Source organism: Bradyrhizobium sp. 199 (genome assembly GCF_023073355.1).
Lineage (GTDB): Bacteria > Pseudomonadota > Alphaproteobacteria > Rhizobiales > Xanthobacteraceae > Bradyrhizobium.
On the sequence record NZ_JADPJI010000005.1, the window covers coordinates 962,620 to 983,409 of the forward strand.

Below are 20,790 nucleotides of genomic sequence, written 5' to 3' on the forward strand. Positions count from 1 at the left end.
CGCCGGACTGCCGCGGCTTCCGTTGGCAGCGTCATGCGCCGGGTCCATAATGAAGGGCCTGATGACGTCAGGGGCTGCCGCAACGGAAGAGGACTCCTCATGCTGTTCGTCGAGGCCAACGGCGCGAGAATCCCGGCGATCGGGCTCGGGACCTGGGAGCTGAGCGGAAGGCCTGCCGCGCGCGTGGTCGAGCAGGCTTTGCGGCTCGGCTATCGCCACATCGACACCGCGCAGATCTACGACAATGAACGCGAGGTCGGCGACGGCTTGCGCGCCTCGGGCGTGCGCCGCGACGACGTCTTCCTCACCACCAAGGTCTGGACCAACCATTTCGCGCCCCATGATCTCGAGCGATCGGTCAAGGAGAGCCTGGCGCGTTTGCGGCTTACCTCCGTCGACCTCTTGCTGCTGCACTGGCCCAATCCGCACGTGCCGCTGGCGGAGACGCTCGGCGCACTGTCGCATGCCAAGCGCATGGGCCTGACCCGCCACATCGGCGTCTCCAATTTCACGGTGGCGCTGATCGAGCAGGCGGTGGCGCTGTCGGGCGAGCCGCTCGTCTGCAACCAGGTCGAATACCACCCCTATCTCGGCCAAACAAAGGTGAGGGCAGCCTGCGATCAGCATGGCCTTGCCCTCGTCGCCTATAGCCCGATTGCGAAGGGTCGCATCAAGACCGACCAGACGCTGGCCGAGATCGGGCGCATCCACCACAAGACGCCGGCGCAGATCTGCCTGCGCTGGCTGGTGCAGCAGAATGTCGCTGCGATCCCGCGCACCTCGCGCATCGAGCGCCTGTCCGAAAACATCGAGATATTCGATTTCGAGCTATCGGCGGATGAGATGAGCCGGATCGCCGCACTCGCCAGTCCCAAGGGCCGCCTGACCGACTTCGGCTTCGCCCCGAAATGGGATTGAGAGGGGGCCGGGGTATGCTAGGACCGCGGCGGCAACCCAAGATCGGTCGATGGAACTGCGGAAGATCATACGGACGGACATTGCGGCGTCGGCAATCGCGCATCTGACGCTGGTCGCGCTGATCATCGTGATCAGCGAGGTCCATCCGTTTCACGCCGCACCGCCCGAGACCGTTACCGTTGACATCGTCACGCCGGAGCAGGTGAAGGAGGAGATCAAGGAGCAGGAGACGAAGGAGGCGGCCAAGGAGAAATTGCCGGAGCCGCCGCCCGATCTGAAGCTGCCCAAGCTAGATTTCACCGACAAGTCCGAAGCGGCGGGCAAGCCTGCGGCCAAGCAGCAGGCAGCAGCATCATCGCCGCAGCAGACGCCAGCTGAACCGCAGCAGAAGCAGCCGCAGCCGCAACCCTCGTCGGCGCCGAAGCAGCGTGAGGCCAATGTGCAGCCGCAGCCTGAACAACCGCAGCCCTCGCATCAGCCGCCGCCGCAACCGCAGCAACAACCGCCGGCCCAGCCCATGCAGCAGCCATCGACGCAGCCACCGACGCAGCCGCCGCCACAGGCGATGCAGCAGCCACAGGCCGCGCCGCCGCCGGCCTATCAGGCTCCGCAGCCTGACGTCACCGTCAAGTACGGCGTCATGCTGGGCTTGCCGCCCGAACTGCCGACGCAGTTGCCGAAAGACGCCCCCAAGGACGATGGCGGCGACGCCAAGGATTCGATTGCAGCCAAGCTGCCGGCCGAGATCATCGCCGCGCTTCGCAGCTATTTGCGCAGCTGTGCGAAATTGCCGGCCGGACTCAGCCCGACTGACAACGTTCACATCAAGCTGCGCACGGTGCTCGCCACCGACGGCACCTTGGCGCGCGAGCCGATCCTGCTTGAAGCGCCGCCGTCCGCGAAAGGGGTGGCCCTCGTGAAGTCCGCAATGAGCGCGCTTCAGAATTGTCAGCCTTACAAGATGCTGCCCGCCAATCTGTACGAGGAATGGAAGGTGCTGGACCTGCCGTTCAGCCCGCGGGATCTTGGCGGGTAGCGCGGGTAGTCCTCCCTCCGGGCTACGAGCCGCTCCTGTGTCGCCCCGGCGTCAATCCATTCCGTTAAAAATATTCCACTTTACCGAAATGCGGTTTTGCGGCGTAGCCGGACACAGCCCGGCCCGACGAAGAGGGGCGGCGTAGCGCTCCTTCAGCGGTGCGCTGCAGAGCCGGGGCCCATCTCGCCGCATCGTACCGTGTGGCCCCTGGGTCCCGGCTCTGCGCCGCATGCTTGCGCATTGCAGCTTGTCCGGGACACGTGCCCTCAATGGCCGCGCTTACCCATCCCCTCATCCACATGCTCCGGCGCCATCGCCTCCCACGCACTCGACGCGAACTGCCGTCGCCAGGTCACGATCACCACGGCGGCCGTGGTGACGAACAGCAGCCAGGGGCTGACGAACCAGCCGAGATAGCCGAGCGCGAAGAAGAAGGCGCGCTGGCCGCGGTTGAAGTGGCGGCCGGCGGATTCGAACAGGCGCGAGGTGCGGATGACATGGGCTTCGGCCGCTGGCGTGTCGCGCTGGTCCGCCGGCGGCATGCCGCCGAACAGGATCGCGACGTAATTGAACAGGCGGTAGGCCCAGGCGAACTTGAAGAAGGCGTAGACGCAGATCAGCACGAGGCCGACGCATTTCAGCTCCCACATGGCCGGCGAGGTGCTGAGGTCGATCGGCAGCTTGCTGAGAATCGTGATGGCGTCGTTGGTGGCGTGCAGCAGCGCCAGCGCGCCGCCGAGCGCGATCAGGCTGGTCGAGGCGAAGAAGGCGGTGCCGTTCTGCAGCGATGTCATGATCTGCATGTCGACCATGCGCGTGTCGCGGTCGAGCAGGCGGCGCACCCAGACCTCGCGATAGCGGTTCATGCGCGCCGACAGGCTGTCGCGGCCATAGGCCGAATGTTCCAGCGTCAGCGCATAGACCAGCCATTCGATGATGAAGAAGCCGACGGCGGTGATGTCGACCCAGTGCCTGCTCATGTCTGTCTCCTGGCGCGGACCGCAACGATTGCCACGCATGACGGGGCGCAGCAACGATTGATTGGCGGCAGGCGATGGCGTTAAAAGCGGCTCGTTCCAGGACGCCTCGGGAAGGACTGATGACATGGCTGCGCTGAAACTCGCGATCGGCAACAAGAACTACTCGTCATGGTCGATGCGGCCCTGGCTCGCACTGCGCGCCAACGACATCCCGTTCGTGGAGACGCTCATCCCGCTCTACACCGACAATCCCGCGGACAAGGAGCAGATCCTGTCCTTCAGCCGCGCGGGCAAGGTGCCGGTGCTGGTCGACGGCGACGTCACGGTGTGGGACTCGCTCGCCATCATCGAATACATCGCCGAGCGCTATCCGGAAGTGAAGCTGTGGCCGGACGACGTCGCCGCGCGCGCGCATGCCCGTTCAGTGTGCGCCGAGATGCATTCCGGATTCCTCGCTCTGCGCAACGAATGCGGCATGAACCTGCATCGGCCGATCCGCCCCGTCGCGCTGTCGGCGGACGCCAGGGCCAACGTCGCGCGCATCGAGGAGATCTGGCGCGAGTGCCGCACGCGCCACGGTGCCGACGGACCGTTCCTGTTCGGCCGCTTCGGTGCCGCGGACGCGATGTATGCGCCGGTCGTGCACCGCCTGCGCACCTACGCGATCGACGTCGCGGCGGACACCAAGGCCTACATGGAGACGATGATGGCGCTGCCGGCGTTCCAGGAATGGACCCGCGACGGGCTGGCTGAAACGCTTGTCATCGCCAGGTTCGAGGATGCCTGATCGTCGGGGTTGACCGTGGCGGCCGGCCGGCGGACTGATGGGCCGGAAATTGCCCGGGGGCAGGGATGGTCTGGGCTGCGACCGGCCTGCGACACGCCGCCGGAACATGCGGCCCCCGGCGGTATCATTGGCCCGCCGGTTCCATCTCTATCACTCTGAAAAGATTGCAAAATGTGCGTGTTTGCCATGCTGGCATCGCGCTGGCCAAAACCGCCGGCCGCGTGCTATACAGTGCTCGGGTTTCCGGCCGGCCGTCGCAGTGGGACCATGGGCGAGGCAGGCGTTGTTTGAGTGGAGAGGGTGTTGAAGCACAAATTCCCGATTGGAACGCGCGTATTGTTCACGGCCAGCAACGTCGCGCGTCCCGCTGCCAGCGGCTCGTATGAGGTCATCCGTCTGCTGCCGACCGACGGCGATGATTGCCAGTACCGGATCAAGAGCTCGACCGAAGCCTTCGAACGCGTCGCCAAGGAAAGCCAGCTCGCGCTCTCCTAGATATAGACGCCACCAGCGCATTCGCGCCTCCTGCGGAATTGCGTTCTGCCGCCGTTAAAAGGCCCGCTTCGCCTCCAAAAGGTGAGCCGGGGCAGTTGCCGACTCGCGGTGCTCGCTTGACCATTCGCTCTCTGCTCGCGTGAGGGGACGTCGCGCATGAACTGGGCATGGGCCACTTCGCTCGATCAAATCTGGCGCTCGCCGGCCTTTCCGATGTGGATGACGCTGGCCGCAGCCGGATTCTTCGGCTTGATCCTGCTGATCACGCTGCTGCGCGCCGAGAAATCGGTCGCCAACGGCGCGCTGACCGTGATTACGCTGCTATCCATCGTGGTCGCCGGAGCTGCCACCATGCGGGTCTATGGCCCGGCGGGCCAGGACGCGCCGACCGAGGCGCGCGCGCAAGGTGCTGTCGTCGCGAGCCTGCCGGCGCTGGCCTGCCTCGACGATCTCGCCGGCGATGCGGTCGCCATTGGCTGCGAGAAGGCGCTGTTCGGCTCGCCGGATGCTGCGGCCGCGGCCGTGTCCTACACCGCGGCCCGGATCGACCGGCTGACGGCGCTCGGTGATGCCGCGGCCGCCGAGAAGAGCCTCACGGCGGATATGAAGGCGCTGCGCAAGGCGCTGGAGCACGATCGCTACGGCCTCGTGGCGCAGGTGCTGGTGGCACGCGACGGCTGTACCCAATTCGACTGCGCCGCGTTCCGCGCGCTGACCGACCAGCAGCAGGTCGCCGCCAACATGGACTCCCATCTCTACGACACGCTGGTCGCGCGCCATGCGCCGTCCTGGAACGTGCCTGCAACGGCGCCGCCGATGCCGGCCAATGCGGCGCTCGCCGGGCTGCCGCCTTCGATGCCGACGGGTAAGCCGACCAGTGCGGAGTTCCCGAGTGCCTCGTCGACGCCGCCGGTGAGCATCATGAATCCGGAGCCTACGGCAACGACGCGGCAGGCCTCGCCCGCCGCAAACGCAACAGCCGCGCCGCGCGCGCCAGCGGCTGCCTCCGCACAGGCCGCGGCGCCTGCGGCACCACCGGCTGCGAAGAAGCCTCCGGCACCGAAGGCTGCGCGTGCCCCAGCAGCACCGGTTCCGCTCGCGCCGCCGGCGGCCACGGCGGCCGCTCCCGCGGCTGCGGATAACGAGTAGATCGGCATTCCAAATGCGGTGTTGCCCGGCTAATGCTGGGGCATGCCGCTACATCTGATCAAGCTCGCCGTCGGCTGCGACTCCGTCAAGGAATTGAAGGGGTGGATCGCCGAACGGATGCAGACCGCCAAGAAGAAGGGTCTGCCGCAACGTCACATCCACATCACCCGCATGGTGCCCAAGCGCGACGCCGAGATCCTCGCGGGCGGGTCGCTCTATTGGGTGATCAAAGGCGAGATCGCCGCGCGGGAAAAGATCATCGGGATCGAGCCGTTCCGCGACAAGGACGGCATCGGGCGCTGCCGCATCCTGATGCAGCCGAAGGTGATCTCGGTATCGCCGCGGCCGATGCGCCCGTTCCAGGGCTGGCGCTACCTCACCGACGATTCCGTGCCGTCCGATCTCGGCAGGTCCGCCGCCGGCTCGATCGCGGCGATGCCGGAGCCGATGCGGCGCGAACTGCGCGACCTCGGGCTGCTCTAAACCGCGATATTGTCGATCAGCCGGGTGTTGCCGAGCTTGGCCGCGACCAGGATCCGCAAGGGGCCATCCTTGCGCGAGGTGGCTGGCGCCAGCGTCTCCGCATGGCGGATCTCGTAATAGTCGAGCGCAAAACCCGCTGCCTTGATCATTTCGGCGCCGCCGGCCATCGCGGGCGCGACGGCATCGCCGGCCTTGATCCGCCGCGCGCTCTCCTTCATGGCGCGGTAGAGGACGGTCGCGGTCTGCCGCTCCTCGGGCGACAGATAGACGTTGCGCGAGGACATCGCGAGCCCGTCGCGCTCGCGCACGGTGCGGGAGCCGATCACCTTGACCCCGAGGTCGAGGTCGCGCGCCATCTGCGTCACCACCCGCAACTGCTGAAAGTCCTTTTCGCCGAAGATCGCAAAGTCCGGCCGGCACTGCGTGAACAGCTTGCCGACGACGGTGGCGACGCCGCCGAAAAAGTGCGGTCGGAAACGGTCCTCAAGACCGGCGAGCGCCGGCCCCTGCGGCACGATTCGGGTGGCGAAGCCGTCGGGATACATGGCCTTGACGTCCGGATGCCAGACGATGTCGACGTCCTCGGCCGCGAGCTTGGCGATGTCGGCCTTCCAGGTGCGCGGATAGGCGCCGAAATCCTCGGTCGGGGCGAATTGGGTCGGGTTGACGAAGATCGAGACCACGACGCGGCTGGCGCGCCGCTTGGCGAGGCGGACGAGGGACACATGGCCGTCATGGAGGGCTCCCATGGTCGGGACCAGTGCTATCGCGGCCTTTCGCTTGCGAAGATTGTCGACGGCGCGGCGCAAGGTTGGGACCGTGCGGACGATCAGGGGACTTGGTGACATCAGGACTCGGCAGGGTTCGGAATCGGCGCGGCACGATCTGGCGCCCGGGGCGACTAACCTTAACAAGCAGCGATCATGGACGCCATGCATCCGGATGCGGCACAGCATCCCGCGCAAGCAGCGCACGCCATCGCGCCGTTGTGGGCTGGATCACAGACGAAAATTGGCGCCGCGATTCATGATGAAGAACGGCGCACTACGATTTGCATGACCTGTCACGCATTTAACTTGACCGCAGAGGCGGCCAACTCGAAGATATTCATCAGGGGTGTTGAGGATCGCCATGCTTGTGCAGGCTAGCCAAGGCCAATCCGGCTCGGCGCATGTAGTCGTGCTCGGCAACGAGAAGGGCGGCTCCGGCAAGTCGACCACCGCCCTGCACATCGCGGTCGCACTCCTGAAGGCCGGCCAGCGCGTTGCGACCATCGACCTCGACTGCCGTCAGCAGAGCTTTACCCACTACATCGGCAACCGCGCCGCCTGGGCGCGCCGCACCAAGCTCGACCTCGAGTTGCCGGTGCATCGCTGCATCAAGCTCGGCGAGACCATGCAGATCGCCGACAACGAGAATTCCGAGTTCCAGCAGTTCATGGAGGCGGTCTCGGCAGTCGAGAGTAGCTTCGACTTCATCGTCATCGATACGCCGGGCACCGACAGCTACCTCATGCGCCTCGCGCACTCGATGGCGGACACGCTGGTCACGCCGATCAACGACAGCTTCCTCGATTTCGACGTGCTCGGTACCGTCGATCCCGCGAGCTACGCGGTGACGGGCGAGAGCCACTATGCCGAGATGGTGCGCGACGTCAGGCGCAAGCGCCGTCAGCTCGACGGTTCGACCACCGACTGGATCGTCGTGCGCAACCGCCTGTCGATGCTTGGCTCCCGCAACAAGCAGCTTGTCGCGGAGGGGTTGAAGGATCTGTCGCTGCGGCTCGGCTTCCGATATGTCGACGGCTTCGCCGAACGCGTGGTCTATCGCGAATTCTTCCCGCGCGGCCTGACCGCCCTCGACGAGATCGACGAGGCTACGCTCGGCATGCGGCCCAATCTCGGCCATCTTACCGCGCGCGAAGAGGTGACGAGCCTGCTTCGCCAGCTCAAGCTGCCGCTCGACGAGCGCGGGCGCCGCCGCGCCGCCAACCGGGCCGAGTGGTTCAACCAGATCGACAAGCCGCTCGAAGTTCACGACATCCTGGGCGCCTGAGCGGTATAGCGCTACTTTCGATGGATCTGAGCGCCTGGTTCCCGCGGGAACCCCGGTGGTGTTCGGCCGTTTTCATCCCGCATTCACCGTGAAATTGAACCCGATGGCGACAGGTTGCGTCCGATGGTGAGCTGCACCTGACGTGGCCTAGGAAATAGCGGGTGCCTACAAAACGTGTGCGCCGCACAATGAAAGAGCTGCCGGCTCACAATATTTGGCCTTCCTGTCACGCGCCTGTGACATATATTAGCGAATAGGCGACCAGGGGACGAAGAGCCCCGGAAGGACACGATTTTCAACAGGGATTCAGGCCGCAAGAGCCTGAGGCTGAGGACGAAAATGAAGCGTGGAATTGCCGTTCTGGTTTCGGTCAGCGCCCTCTGCGGCATCGCCTATTTCACGGCGAGCAAGTGGGCGATCAAGCACGAGACCATCACCTTCTACGACGCCTCCCGCGATAATCGTCCGGTGCCCCTGCAAATCGCAGTGCGCCGTGACAAGGAAATGCAGGCCAATGCCGGCATGATCACGCTGCCGGTCGCGGTGATCAATCACGGCAATACCGTCAAGAACACCGAGTACGGCTTCCTCGCCAACATCTTCGCTGCGCGTGGCTATATGGTCGTGAGCCCGCAGCACGATCTGCCGACCGATCCTCCGATGGTCACCAAGCCCGGTGAGCTCTATGTCGGCCGGCTGCCGCAGATCCTGCGCGGCGTTGCCAACATTCATCTCGCCCTGCAGGAGATGAAGAAGGTTCAGCCCAACGCGGACTACGCCAAGGTGACGATGGTCGGCCACTCCATGGGCGGCGACATCACGATGTATTTCGCCAAGCAGTATCCGGATGAGGTCAAGAAGGTCGTCACGCTCGACAATCTGCGCGTGCCCTTCGTCACCGCAGGCAAGTTCAAGATCCTGTCGTTCCGTTCGCAGGATCCGCAGTTCAAGGCCGATTCGGGCGTGCTCCCGACCGACGAGGAATGCGAGAAGGCGGGTATCCAGGTCGTAAGGACCGAGTTCCAGCACAACGACATGCGCGACACCGGTCCGGATGTCGCCAAGAACTCGATCCAGAGCATGCTCGACAAATTCCTGAGCGCGACCGACAGCGAGATCGCGCCGGTCGACACGCAATCATCGCCGCCCAACATCCTCGAGCCCGGCCCGGTCGCGCTGATGGCACCTGCCAAGAGCTGATAACCAAGAGCTGGTGCCTTAGGAGCGGACAGCAGCTTAGAACTGCTGTCTCCCTCATCGCCGATCACGATTGTCAAAGCCTCCGCCGGTCTCGGCCCGCGGGGGCTTTGCACATTGACCGGGCTGCCCGCGCTGACCACATTAGCCGCTCACGCAGGGTCGAGGGATGTCGGGCGAACCCATCAAGCCGCGCCGCGGCCATGCCGTCTCGGCGCAAGCAGGCGGCGCGGTGCCGCAGGCCGGAACGTCGACCGCGGAGGACATTGCCGCTTTCGTAGCCAAGGCGCGGGCGCTGTCACCGCATGCTCCTGGTGCGAAAGGTCGGCTGATCTTCGCATTGGATGCGACGATGAGTCGACAGCCGACCTGGGACATGGCCTGCGCGCTTCAGGCCGACATGTTCCGCGAGACCGCGGCACTCGGCAGTCTCGACATCCGGCTCGTCTATTATCGCGGTCTGAACGAGTGCCGGGCAACGGGCTGGATCTCCGACAGCACAAGGCTTGCGGCGTTGATGAGCAAGATCGATTGCCGCGGCGGCGACACCCAGATCGGCAAGGTGCTGAGCGAGGCGCGGCGCGAAGCGGTCACATCCGGCGTGCGCGCCGTGGTTTTCGTCGGCGATGCCATGGAGGAGAAGGTCGACGAGCTCTGCGTCAAGGCCGGCGAGCTCGGCATGCTCAGCGTGCCAGTGTTCGTGTTTCAGGAAGGTCATGACGCCATCGCTGAGCAGGCCTTTCGCGAGATCGCGCGCCTGACCGGCGGCGCCTGGTGCCGGTTTGATCCGGGCGCGGCGGCGCAGTTGCGCGAGCTGCTGCGGGCGGCCGCGGCCTATGCCGCCGGCGGTCGCGAGGCATTGTTGAAACTGGCGAAGACCGCGAGCGGAGCGGCCAGGCTCATCGGTCAGATGAAGTAGCGCTCAGCTCGTCGGGGCTCGCGGCGAGGGGCGTATGCCATGCATTTTGCCGCGAGGGCGACTATATTCCTGATATGACCCTGATCGCCGGCGCTGTCGCAATTATCACGCTCTACCTGCTGCTCCAGATGTTCCGCGCCGCCAACCCGGCGGTGCTGGCGCGCGCCATCAGGTTCGGCGGCGGCGTGGTGGCGCTGGCGGTCGCAGCATTCACGGGCTTGCGGGGCGAGCTGGTGGTGGCGATCCCGTTGGGGATTTTCGGCGCCGGGCTGCTGGGCTGGACACCGCTGGCAAATGCCGGCTTCGGTAATGTCGGCGGGCTGTTCGGCGGCGGTGCCGCGCCCGCGCCAGGGCAGGCCTCGCGCGTGCGCTCGCAATTCCTGGATATGCGACTCGACCACGACACCGGCCAGCTTGGCGGGCAGATCGTCGCCGGGCCTCACGCCGGGCGCGATCTCGGCCAGTTCGATCTCGCGAGCCTTTTGGCAATGGTCCCGACGTTCGACGCCGAGAGCGTGGCCTTACTTGAAAGCTATCTGGACCGCCGGTTTCCCGCCTGGCGTCAGAACGCGCAGGGCGATGCGGCAGGGGGGCAGCGCCGCCCGCCGGCGAGCGGAAAAATGACGGCGGAGGAGGCCTATCAGATCCTTGGCCTGCAGCCGGGGGCGGGGCGTGACGACGTCCGCCGGGCGCACAAGTCCCTGATGAAGAAACTCCATCCCGACCAGGGGGGCTCGAACTATCTCGCTGCCCGTGTAAACGAGGCCAAGGATACTCTGCTTCGTACGCATAACGGCTAACTCCGGCACCACGCCACAAACGCCCGTACCGTGTGAGCTCCGCTTGCTCTGTTTGCCGTCGCCCCGATGCCCGCCGTTTCGGCGTGGTCGATCCCTTGGGCAAAGTTTTAACCGTAAATTCTTGACGAGAGGTTGTCGCGGAACAGCCTTGTGACGAACAGCCCCGCGTCACCGCGTCCCAAAAACGAAAATGCCCGCGCTGAGCGCGGGCATTTCCTTGGAAGGGAAAGGAGATCAGTTGCGGACGGTGATGCAGGAGATCTCGGCGCGCTTCAGGGTACGGCAGACGGCTTCGGCCTGGTCACGCTCGAGGCCGGCGAAGCGGGCGCGGTAGAGCTTGCGATTGTCCTTTGCGACGACCTCGGTGAACGGATCAGCCTTGCTGAGCAGGCCGCGGGCCGAACTGCGCGCGGCGTCGATGCGGTGCTGCGCTTCGTTCTCGGTCTCGAGCGCGCCGACCTGGACGATCCAGCCGCTGTGGGCGGCGACCGGCTTGGTGGTGGCGCTCATCTGGACCGGCGTCGGATCGGCGGAGGCAAGCTTCGGACTGGCCGGGGCGGGTGCGGCGGGTGCGGCGGCCGTCGCGGCCGGCAGCACCCCGAGGATGCCGTTGCCGGTGCCGAAGCCCGCCGGCTGCCGCGGCAGTTCGGCACGGGCGATCTCGGCCTTCGGCGCTTCCGGTTGGCTGACGATCTCGGGCTTGTTGATGAGATCGGCCCGGGCGACGACGGCACCGGAGGTTTCCGCGACGTCGGAACGGGACGGAATGGCGTTGGTGACCGGCGGGGCGACCTGGGTCGGGGCGGCCGAGGCGACCTTCACGGCGCCGGCCTTGACCTGAACCGTCTTGACGCGAACCGGCTTCATCGGCTCGGACGAGCCGGGGATGATCGAGAGCGGCTGGCTCGAGATCACGCCACTGGTGAGCGGCGCGGGCTCGATCCTGGATTCCGTCGGCCGAGCTTCGGGTTTGGGCTGGGCGGGCGGCACCGCGGCCGTCGCGGCTGCCAGCGTCGATAGACGCGCCGCGAGACGCGACGGGGCAGCTTCGGGGGCGGGGGCAGAAGCGGCCTGAATCGGCGCAGCGGGCCGGGCCGGAGTATCCGATGCGTCGGCGACCTCGGTATTGGCGTCGGCGCCGTTACGCTCGGTGACCGCGACAACCGTGTGGGCGGTCGCGCCCTTCTCGAGATTCTCGGCAAGCAGGTTGCGCATGATGGCATCGCGCGAGCCGCCGCTGCGGCCGCCGAGCACGACGCCGATCAGGTGGCGGTTGCCGCGGCGCATCGAGCTGACGAGGTTGAAGCCTGAGGCGCGGGTATAGCCGGTCTTGATACCGTCCACGCCCTCGACGCTGCCGAGCAGGTGATTGTGATTGCGGATCGACTGTCCACGCCAGTTGAACGTCGAGGTCGCGAAATAACGATAGTAGCGCGGGAAGCGCTCCTGGATGGCGCGCCCGAGCGTGGCCTGGTCGCGCGCGGTCGTGACCTGCTCGTCGTTGGGAAGGCCGTTGGCGTTGCGGTAGACGGTCTTGGACATGCCGAGCGCGCGCGCCTTGCGCGTCATCATCTGCGCGAAGTCGTCCTCGTGGCCAGCGATTGCTTCCGCGATCACCACCGCGGCGTCGTTGGCGGAGCGGGTGACGAGACCCTTGATCGCATCCTCGACACGGATGGTCTGGCCGGCACGCAGGTTCAGCTTGGTCGGATCCTGATCGGCAGCGTGCTTGGACACCGGCATCTCGGTGTCGAGTTTCATCTTCCCGGACTCGAGCCGCTCGAACAGCAGATAGAGCGTCATGATCTTGGTCAGCGAGGCGGGGTGGCGGATCCCGTCGGGGCTCGTTGCCTGCAGCACCGCGCCGGAATTGCCGTCGACGATGATGGACGCGAATTTCGGGCTGGAGCTCTCGGAGACATCGCGCTGCACCCGGTGATGCGCGTAGTGCCGGCGATGGCGCCGCGCCTCGGCGGCATCGGTGGTGAAGATGACCGCGGCCGTAACCGTAAGAAGCCCGAAAACGCCAACCCGCGCCAAGCGCGAGGAAGACAAGTTTTTACGAAGCATGGAACCCCGTCCCCGTTTCTGACTTGATCACCGGCCCGTGAGGCGAAATTGTGCCCACTGGACCCGGGATCATTACCTGCTCAGGCTGTCCCTCCGCTGGTGTTCGCCGCGGGGGACGTTAGGCCTGAGCCGCTATTCTGGCTAAGGCGATGTTCTCAAACGGCTTTTGACCGTTTGCGGAAGTTGAACACGTCCAGGGAATCAGGGTAGGGGTCCGCGGTTTCCAAAAGCTTAAGGAACTATTGCGGGAAACCCCGGGAATCTCTTCGATTTCAGTGCATTTTTGTGCGCCGCACAATATTCTTGACTTTTTTGTGCGTTGCACTAATTGTGGGCAGAGTCAGGGAGCCGGGCTTCCCGACGAGAGCCAGGGAAAAGGATTCCGAAATGTTCAAGGTTGAAGACTTCCAGAGCTACGGGAAAGAGCACTTCGAGCAGTACGTCGCCTCCGCGACCTCGGTGCAGCACGGCCTCCAGGCGATCGCCAGCGCCTATGGCGACTATACGAAGAAGTCGTTCGAAGACACCAAGTCCTTCGTCGAGAAGCTTTCCGGCGTTAAGTCGCTGGACAAGGCGGTGGAAGCGCAGACCGATTTCGCCCGTTCCGCCTACGAGACCTTCGTTGCGGAATCGCAGAAGATCGCCGGCCTCTACAGCGACCTCGCCAAGCAGGCGTTCAAGCCGGTCGAGACCATCGTGTCGAAGTTCACCCCGGCTGCTCAGTAATATTTTCAGGACGTCCTGGAATCGAAAAGCCCGGCTGAAGCAGCCGGGCTTTTTGTTTGTGGGCGGTCAATCCGTCAGCGCGCCACGCGCAGCTTCGACAGAGAAGTGCCGATGTCCTTGAACACGGAGACGGTCTGGCTCGCCGACGTGACAAGATAGAACTTGTCGGTGCTGCTGGCGCAATATTGCAGCACGCTCGAGGTCGGATCGCTGCCGGTGTTCACCTGCACCGTGTAGATCGTGATGTTCTCGGCCTTGGCGTTGTCGCACAGCTTCTTCTGTCGCGCGTCGATCTGCGAAGCGTTGCTATACCAGCGGTTCTGCGTGTTCAGACCGTCGGAGAGCAGAACGATGGCGTCCTTGTAGGTGTAGTTCGCATCCTTGGCCGGCGCGTTCATGGGATTGCCGGTCGACAACGTCATCCAGCCCCAGGCCAAGCCGATGCCCTGGTTGGTGTTGCCGGTCGGCTTCATGGCATCGATGCGGCTCTTGAGGGAGCTCCAATCGTAGCTCAGCGGCATGATCGGTTGCAGATAGGAAGAACTGCCGGAGTTGCAGTAGGAATACTGCTCGGCCGGGAAGAGCGTTCCCACATTGCCGCTCGTCGGCGTGGTGTTCTTGGTGTCGAAGTCCTGGTCGCGATCGACCACACAACCGGTCCAGGTGTTGTGGCTGGCCGGCGTCCACTTCCAGTTATTGCAGTTCCAGTTGTTGCCTGCGGTGCAAGTCCAGCTGCCATTGGCGGCATCCCAACCGCTGAAATCAATCCAGTCCTTGTTGGAGTTGCTGGCGCCGACGTTGACGTCCTTGGCGAACGGAACGATCGAGATGTAGACGTCGCCATCGGCCTTCGCGAGCGCGCTGAGCTGATCGACCAGGTTCTTCGCGGCCGTCTGCATCGCCGGCATCTTGCCGTCGTTGGCCATCGAGCCGGTGTTGTCGAGCACCAGGGCCACGCGCATGCGGACATTGCCCCAGGCGCTGGTGGACGTGGTGCCGATGCCGAGCGTCGGAAAGCCGGCGATCTTCATGAAAGTGGTCGTGTAGGTGCCTGTTCCGCTGAGCTGGATCGTGGAGCCCATGCTGGTGCTCGCCGTATAGGTGGCGGCGACGCTGACCGATGGCAGGGCGGAGGTAGCTGTAAATAGCGCGTTGAAATAGGCTTGCGCCTTCGTGCCGAGCTGCGACGTCGTGATGGTGCCGGACGACAGATCCTTGGAGAGCATCAGGGCGGCGGAGTCGAGGGCCGCCTGCATGGACGTGCGGGCCTGGACGGCGCGGCTATAGTCCACTGCGGCACCGATGAAGCTTAGCACCGGAACCAGCGCGATCGCGAAGATCATGGCGATATTGCCTTGCTCGGCCGCTACGAAGCGGGCGAACTGTCGACCAAACAGGCTGACGAGCAGCGAGCGAAACATGACGTGCCCCGAAATCGGTGGTTTTGCCCGATTTCGCGCCACGCCATTGAAGGCTTGGTAAATTGCACCGTAGAAGTCCGGGGTATCGCGGACGAAACGTCGGAATCGTGTCAAATGACCGGGTTCCTGGTCAACATGGTCTGGCCGCCGCACCGGAAATTTTTGTCAAATCGGTCCGGGTTGATTAACCTTGGCTGGATCGCCCGGACCGGGAATCGGGACTGCCGTGGTCGCATTGGCCGGACTTTTGCGCGCTTGCGGCGGGCCAGGGGCAGGCCCATATTGCTTGCGAACGATCCGGCTTGGACCGGATTTGTCGGGAGCGGCGATCCAATAAGGCGGCGCGCCTGCGCCAGGCTCCGAAGGGCGGGGTCGCGCGGTGACCGCCATTCGCTTCCGTGGGGAATATGAACGCCTGAGCCATGCCGCAATTGACTTCCAGCCTCGAACTGTCCGCGCCAGCCGCTGCCTACGCTCCTCGCATGAGTAATGACGAGAACCGTTCGGGTAACCCCACGGGTCCGAACACTTCGGTCATCACCAAGGTCAAGCCCAAGACCAAACGGCCGAACCTCTACCGCGTGCTGATCCTGAACGACGACTACACGCCGATGGAATTCGTCGTCCACGTGCTGGAGAAGTTCTTCAACAAGGACATCGAGGCCGCGACCAAGATCATGTTGCACGTCCACCATCATGGCATCGGGGAGTGCGGCGTGTTCACCTACGAGATCGCCGAGACCAAGGTGACGCAGGTGATGGATTTCGCCCGCAAGCACCAGCATCCACTGCAATGCGTGATGGAAAAGAAGTAACGCGTTCGCGTTCTTTAGAGTGGTTCTGTTCGCGTGGTGTGTGATGGCAGCACAGGCTGCTGCGCGATCCGGCGAGTATCTGCACCAGCGTCAACCTGCCCAATTGGGTAGTTCTGCCCAAATCGGAACGGGTTTTGCATCGAAAATACCGTGGGTGTGTCGCCGCCGAGTCGCGGAACCGGTCTTTCGCCGCGGTCTTGTATAACTATATGTGACAAAGGTTGTTGTTGCCTGACCGGGTGATGGCGATCATGATGATGGGGGCCATAGAGGACGCGAATGCCGACTTTTTCCCAAAGCCTTGAACAATCCCTGCATCGTGCACTGGCGATCGCAAACGAGCGTCATCACCAATATGCGACGCTCGAGCATCTCTTGCTCTCCCTGATCGACGACTCCGATGCAGCCGCCGTCATGCGCGCCTGTAGCGTCGATCTCGACAAGCTCCGCACGAGCCTGGTCAATTATCTTGAGACCGAATTCGAGAACCTGGTGACGGATGGCGCCGACGACGCCAAGCCGACCGCCGGCTTCCAGCGCGTGATCCAGCGCGCGGTGATCCACGTGCAGTCCTCCGGTCGTGAAGAGGTGACCGGTGCCAACGTGCTGATCGCGATTTTCGCCGAGCGCGAGAGCCACGCCGCCTATTTCCTGCAGGAGCAGGACATGACGCGCTATGACGCGGTCAACTACATCAGCCATGGCATCGCCAAGCGGCCGGGCGTGTCCGAGGCGCGGCCGGTGCGCGGCGTCGACGAGGAGACCGAGGCCAAGGGCAACGATGACGCCAAGAAAAAGGGCGAGGCGCTCGATACCTATTGCGTCAACCTCAACAAGAAGGCGCGCGACGGCAAGATCGATCCGGTGATCGGACGCAATTCCGAAATCAACCGTGCGATCCAGGTGCTGTGCCGCCGGCAGAAGAACAACCCGTTGTTCGTCGGCGAAGCCGGCGTCGGCAAGACCGCGATTGCGGAAGGCCTCGCCAAGCGCATCGTCGACAGCGAAGTGCCGGAGGTTCTGGCGGCCGCCACGGTGTTTTCGCTCGACATGGGCACGCTGCTCGCGGGCACGCGCTATCGCGGCGACTTCGAAGAACGCCTGAAGCAGGTGCTGAAGGAGCTCGAAGCGCATCCCAACGCCATCCTGTTCATCGACGAAATCCACACCGTGATCGGTGCGGGCGCGACGTCGGGCGGGGCGATGGACGCCTCGAACCTGCTCAAGCCCGCCCTTGCCTCGGGCACCATCCGCTGCATGGGCTCGACCACCTACAAGGAATATCGTCAGCACTTCGAGAAGGACCGCGCGCTGGTGCGGCGCTTCCAGAAGATCGACGTCAACGAGCCCACGGTCGAGGACGCGATCGCGATCCTGAAGGGCCTCAAGCCGTACTTCGAGGATTACCACCGTCTGAAGTACACCAATGAGGCAATCGAGGCCGCCGTTCAGCTCTCCTCCCGCTATATCCACGACCGCAAGCTGCCGGACAAGGCGATCGACGTGATCGACGAGTCGGGTGCGGCGCAGATGCTGGTCGCCGAGAACAAGCGCAAGAAGACCATCGGCATCAAGGAGATCGAGACCACGATCGCCTCGATGGCGCGGATCCCGCCGAAGAGCGTGTCGAAGGACGATGCCGAGGTGCTCAAGCATCTCGAGCAGACGCTGAAGCGCACGGTGTTCGGCCAGGACAAGGCGATCGAGTCGCTCGCCGCCTCGATCAAGCTGGCGCGTGCCGGCCTGCGTGAGCCGGAGAAGCCGATCGGCTGCTACCTGTTCTCGGGCCCGACCGGCGTCGGCAAGACCGAGGTCGCAAAGCAGCTTGCGGCAAGCCTCGGCGTCGAGCTGTTGCGCTTCGACATGTCCGAATACATGGAGCGGCATACCGTGTCGCGCCTGATCGGCGCGCCTCCCGGCTATGTCGGCTTCGACCAGGGCGGCCTGCTCACCGACGGCGTCGACCAGCATCCGCATTGCGTGGTGCTGCTCGACGAAATCGAGAAGGCGCATCCCGATCTCTACAACGTGCTGCTCCAGATCATGGATCACGGCCGACTCACCGACCACAACGGCAAGCAGGTCAATTTCCGCAACGTGATCCTGATCATGACCACGAACGCGGGTGCTTCCGATCTCGCCAAGCAGGCGTTCGGCTTCACGCGCTCCAAGCGGGAAGGCGACGACCACGAGGCGATCAACCGGCAGTTCGCGCCGGAATTCCGCAACCGTCTCGATGCCGTCGTCTCGTTCGGCCATCTCAGCGTCGAGGTGATCGGCACGGTCGTGGAGAAGTTCGTGCTGCAGCTCGAGGCGCAGCTCGGCGATCGCGACGTCACCATCGAGCTGTCCGAGCCGGCCAAGGCCTGGCTGGTTCAGCATGGCTACGACGAGCAGATGGGCGCACGTCCCATGGCCCGCGTGATCCAGGAGCACATCAAGAAGCCACTGGCGGATGAAGTACTGTTCGGCAAGCTGAAGGGCGGCGGCCATGTCCGCGTCGTTCTGGTCAAGGACGAGGTCGACGAGACCAAGGACAAGATCGGCTTCGAATTCGTCGAGGGGCCTGTTACCCCGAAGCAGGAGAAGCTGCCTGGCGCCCGCAAGCGTCCGCCGGGCAAGTCCAAGCCGGGTGGCCCCGGCGGCTCGAAGGGACCGACCAAGAGCCCGCTGGTCAAGGTTTGATCCGCACGCGATGAATTGAAAAGGCCGGCTGCGAAGCCGGCCCTTTTGTTTCCGAGCCCGGATGTGACCCTTACGTCCCGGCTTCCGGCGCAGCCGCGAGCGGGCGCGGCTTGCGCGGAGCGGCGGGCCGTGCGCTGCGGGCGGGGGCCGACGGCTGCATCGTCACGATGACCGGATTGGGCTTGTGATCGGTTGCCGCGCCAGTCGCGGCATCGACGCCCATGCCGACGACGCCACCGAGCAGGAGATTGCCGGCGAAGCCGGCGGCCCCCGACGTCTGTACGTCCCGGCTGAGCGGCACGACCTGGGGTTCATAGCCTTCCTTCTGGAAGGTGATCGAGATGTCGGCGTTGCGCTTGACGACCACGGAGCAGGGCGTCGTGCAGGTGGTCGGAACTTCCATTCCGCTGACGACGGCTTCCACGCCTGACGGTGTCGATGAGATGCTGATGTTCTCGGTCGTGCCGCGCGTGACGGACGCGCAGCCGCCCAGCATGACGCTGAGCGCCACAATTCCCAATGAACGCATGTAATGCCCCTTGTTCCCCGCGCCACTAAAACGCAACCGGAGCGCGAGGGCAATAGGTCACAAGTCGGGATAGTTAAGCCACGCCGGGGTTGTGCACGAAACAGCGGGAACCTGGACGTGGGCCTGGTGCTATTCGCCGCGCAGGCGCTGATCGTCCTGCACGCGAACATGCTCGGCGCCGCGCGCGCCTGCGGGAGACAGCCGCATCATGCTCAGCACCGCTCCGCAGAGCGCGAAGCCGACGCCGGTCAGCAACGCGATCCTGGTTCCCTCGATCGGATAGCGGCCGAGGAACAGCGCGACCAACGCCGCGCCGGTGGTCTGGCCAAGCAGCCGCGCCGTCCCCAGCATGCCGCTGGCGCCGCCGGCGCGCTCGCGCGGAGCGGCCGCGATCATGGTGCGGTTGTTGGGCGTCTGGAACAGACCGAAGCCGGCGCCGGCCAGCGCCATCCGCCAGATCACGTCAAGCGATGTCGGAGTCGCCGGCAGCAAGGCGAGCGCGGCGAGGCCGCAGGCGAACAGCGTGAGCCCGATGCCGCCGAGCAGGCCGGCGGGATAACGCTCGACCAGGCGGCCGGCGAGCGGCGCTGCGAACGCCACCGCGATCGGCCATGGCGTAATCAACAGGCCCATATGCACCGCCGAATAGCCGAAGCGGCTCTGGAGGTAGAACGGGATCGCGACGAAGGCGAGCATCTGTCCGCAGAACGAGGCGATCGAGGTCGCAATCGACAGGGCGAACACCGGGATGCGCAACAGGTCGATCGGCAAAAGCGGCGAGGCCATGTGGGTCTCGCGCCAGATCAGCAGCGCGCCTGCGACGATGGCAATGGCGAACTGCACGAGGCAAGTGATCGCGGCCTCGCCATGGCCGACGCTGTCGACTGCAGCGATGCCGACGCCGAACGTGATCGCCGATAACCCCGCGCTTTGCCAGTCGAAGGAACGGCTCGCAGGCTTGGTGTGCGGCAGGCTGCGCAGGCCCAGCAGCAGCGTCACCGCACCGAGCGGTACGTTGATGGCGAACAGCCAGGGCCAGCTTCCGACCGCAAGGATGCCGGCGGCGAGCGTCGGGCCGACCGCAGCGGAGAAAGCGACGACGAGCGCGTTGAGCCCGATGCCGCGGCCGAGCTGGCTGCGCGGATAGGTGAAGCGCACCAGCGCCGCATTGACGCTCATGATGCCGGCGGCGCCAAAGCCCTGGATGATGCGTGCGATCGTCAGCAGCGGCAGCGTATGCGCCAGCGCGCAGAAGGCGGACGCCAGCGTGAACAGCACCAGCCCGACCAGATAGACGCGGCGGTAGCCGACGATCTCGCCGAGCGAGGCCAGCGGCAGCAGCGAGATCGTGATCGCCAGCTGGTAGCCGTTGACGATCCAGATCGAAAACGCCGGACTCGCATCCAGGTCGGCGGCTATCGTCGGCAGCGCGACATTGGCGATGGCGCTGTCGACGACCGCCATGATGATGCCGAGCGCAATGGTCAGCACCGCCTGGTTGCGCTGCGGCTGCGGCAGTCCGTCGGCATGCTCTATCGGGGCGGACGACATGAGGGCGGGCTTGATCCGAGCCGTGTTTCATCTCCGGATTAGGAAATTGCGGGATGCATCGCAACCCGGCAGGACACGGACAGTTCCTTCGCCGGAAGCGGTCTTCCGGCATGGCAAGCATGGTCGGAAGCGCTTTCGAGAGCGCTCAAGGGTCGGGCGGTCAGGCGATCTGCC

General features: G+C 64.8%; 20 protein-coding genes. 14 read left to right on the forward strand and 6 right to left on the reverse strand.

Annotated elements, in window-relative coordinates; translation table 11 throughout:
- Positions 1–99 precede the first annotated feature (99 nt).
- Both IVB28_RS13050 and IVB28_RS13055 read left to right on the forward strand, forming a co-directional pair.
- Entirely contained in the window at positions 100–918 is an 819-nt protein-coding gene (locus tag IVB28_RS13050; RefSeq protein WP_247526578.1) for an aldo/keto reductase, read from the forward strand.
- Between the two features lie 49 nt (positions 919–967).
- A complete protein-coding gene (locus IVB28_RS13055; protein WP_247526579.1) occupies positions 968–1,954 on the forward strand; it encodes a hypothetical protein in 987 nt (328 codons plus the stop codon).
- Between the two features lie 266 nt (positions 1,955–2,220).
- Here IVB28_RS13055 and IVB28_RS13060 read toward each other — a convergent pair whose 3' ends face one another.
- Positions 2,221–2,934, reverse strand: coding sequence for a DUF599 domain-containing protein (locus IVB28_RS13060; RefSeq protein ID WP_247526580.1), 714 nt, complete (start codon positions 2,932–2,934; stop codon positions 2,221–2,223).
- 124 nt (positions 2,935–3,058) lie between these two features.
- Here IVB28_RS13060 and IVB28_RS13065 point away from each other — a divergent pair, with 124 nt between their 5' ends.
- From IVB28_RS13065 to IVB28_RS13080, 4 genes are all read left to right on the forward strand, one after another.
- Positions 3,059–3,721 carry a glutathione S-transferase family protein gene (locus tag IVB28_RS13065; RefSeq protein ID WP_247526581.1) on the forward strand — a complete coding sequence of 221 codons (663 nt, stop codon included), beginning with the start codon at positions 3,059–3,061 and terminating at the stop codon, positions 3,719–3,721.
- Positions 3,722–4,024: 303 nt separating this feature from the next.
- Positions 4,025–4,216 carry a hypothetical protein gene (locus IVB28_RS13070; protein WP_026202495.1) on the forward strand — a complete coding sequence of 64 codons (192 nt, stop codon included), beginning with the start codon at positions 4,025–4,027 and terminating at the stop codon, positions 4,214–4,216.
- Between the two features lie 156 nt (positions 4,217–4,372).
- Complete coding sequence (locus IVB28_RS13075) at positions 4,373–5,365, forward strand: hypothetical protein (protein ID WP_247526582.1); 993 nt, start codon at positions 4,373–4,375, stop codon at positions 5,363–5,365.
- A gap of 42 nt (positions 5,366–5,407) precedes the next feature.
- Positions 5,408–5,848: a DUF1489 domain-containing protein gene (locus IVB28_RS13080; protein WP_247526583.1), complete on the forward strand. Its 441-nt coding sequence runs from the start codon at positions 5,408–5,410 to the stop codon at positions 5,846–5,848.
- Here the strand turns inward: IVB28_RS13080 and panC are convergent.
- Complete coding sequence (panC, locus tag IVB28_RS13085; protein WP_247526584.1) at positions 5,845–6,696, reverse strand: pantoate--beta-alanine ligase; 852 nt, start codon at positions 6,694–6,696, stop codon at positions 5,845–5,847. The two genes, IVB28_RS13080 and panC, sit on opposite strands and share 4 nt — an antisense overlap.
- 75 nt (positions 6,697–6,771) lie before the next feature.
- Here panC and IVB28_RS13090 point away from each other — a divergent pair, with 75 nt between their 5' ends.
- The 5 genes from IVB28_RS13090 to IVB28_RS13110 all read left to right on the forward strand — a co-directional run bounded on the left by IVB28_RS13090 (position 6,772) and on the right by IVB28_RS13110 (position 10,819).
- On the forward strand, positions 6,772–6,996 hold the full coding sequence (locus tag IVB28_RS13090; RefSeq protein ID WP_247526586.1) for a hypothetical protein: 225 nt from the start codon (positions 6,772–6,774) through the stop codon (positions 6,994–6,996).
- Positions 6,980–7,903: a division plane positioning ATPase MipZ gene (locus IVB28_RS13095; protein WP_247526587.1), complete on the forward strand. Its 924-nt coding sequence runs from the start codon at positions 6,980–6,982 to the stop codon at positions 7,901–7,903. The genes IVB28_RS13090 and IVB28_RS13095 overlap by 17 nt, the downstream gene beginning before the upstream one ends.
- 339 nt (positions 7,904–8,242) lie before the next feature.
- A complete protein-coding gene (locus IVB28_RS13100) occupies positions 8,243–9,103 on the forward strand; it encodes an alpha/beta fold hydrolase (protein ID WP_247526588.1) in 861 nt (286 codons plus the stop codon).
- A gap of 166 nt (positions 9,104–9,269) precedes the next feature.
- Positions 9,270–10,019, forward strand: coding sequence for a VWA domain-containing protein (locus tag IVB28_RS13105; RefSeq protein ID WP_247526589.1), 750 nt, complete (start codon positions 9,270–9,272; stop codon positions 10,017–10,019).
- 74 nt (positions 10,020–10,093) lie between these two features.
- Positions 10,094–10,819 carry a DnaJ domain-containing protein gene (locus tag IVB28_RS13110; protein ID WP_247526590.1) on the forward strand — a complete coding sequence of 242 codons (726 nt, stop codon included), beginning with the start codon at positions 10,094–10,096 and terminating at the stop codon, positions 10,817–10,819.
- A gap of 234 nt (positions 10,820–11,053) precedes the next feature.
- Here the strand turns inward: IVB28_RS13110 and IVB28_RS13115 are convergent, their stop codons facing one another.
- Positions 11,054–12,889 carry a D-alanyl-D-alanine carboxypeptidase gene (locus tag IVB28_RS13115; RefSeq protein WP_247526591.1) on the reverse strand — a complete coding sequence of 612 codons (1,836 nt, stop codon included), beginning with the start codon at positions 12,887–12,889 and terminating at the stop codon, positions 11,054–11,056.
- Between the two features lie 387 nt (positions 12,890–13,276).
- Here IVB28_RS13115 and IVB28_RS13120 point away from each other — a divergent pair, with 387 nt between their 5' ends.
- Entirely contained in the window at positions 13,277–13,615 is a 339-nt protein-coding gene (locus tag IVB28_RS13120; protein ID WP_247526592.1) for a phasin family protein, read from the forward strand.
- Positions 13,616–13,689: 74 nt separating this feature from the next.
- On the opposite strand, the gene IVB28_RS13125 is transcribed toward IVB28_RS13120, so the two are convergent.
- Positions 13,690–15,036 carry a pilus assembly protein gene (locus IVB28_RS13125; RefSeq protein WP_247526593.1) on the reverse strand — a complete coding sequence of 449 codons (1,347 nt, stop codon included), beginning with the start codon at positions 15,034–15,036 and terminating at the stop codon, positions 13,690–13,692.
- Positions 15,037–15,518: 482 nt separating this feature from the next.
- Here IVB28_RS13125 and clpS point away from each other — a divergent pair, with 482 nt between their 5' ends.
- On the forward strand, positions 15,519–15,851 hold the full coding sequence (gene clpS, locus IVB28_RS13130; RefSeq protein ID WP_247526594.1) for an ATP-dependent Clp protease adapter ClpS: 333 nt from the start codon (positions 15,519–15,521) through the stop codon (positions 15,849–15,851).
- 279 nt (positions 15,852–16,130) lie between these two features.
- Complete coding sequence (gene clpA / locus IVB28_RS13135; protein ID WP_247526595.1) at positions 16,131–18,536, forward strand: ATP-dependent Clp protease ATP-binding subunit ClpA; 2,406 nt, start codon at positions 16,131–16,133, stop codon at positions 18,534–18,536.
- Between the two features lie 70 nt (positions 18,537–18,606).
- On the opposite strand, the gene IVB28_RS13140 is transcribed toward clpA, so the two are convergent.
- Together IVB28_RS13140 and IVB28_RS13145 are read right to left on the reverse strand one after the other, a co-directional pair.
- The gene (locus IVB28_RS13140) at positions 18,607–19,065 is read right to left on the reverse strand and encodes a PEGA domain-containing protein (protein WP_247526596.1); all 459 of its coding nucleotides are present in this window, start codon (positions 19,063–19,065) and stop codon (positions 18,607–18,609) included.
- 129 nt (positions 19,066–19,194) lie between these two features.
- Entirely contained in the window at positions 19,195–20,616 is a 1,422-nt protein-coding gene (locus tag IVB28_RS13145) for an MFS transporter (RefSeq protein ID WP_247526597.1), read from the reverse strand.
- Positions 20,617–20,790 lie beyond the last annotated feature (174 nt).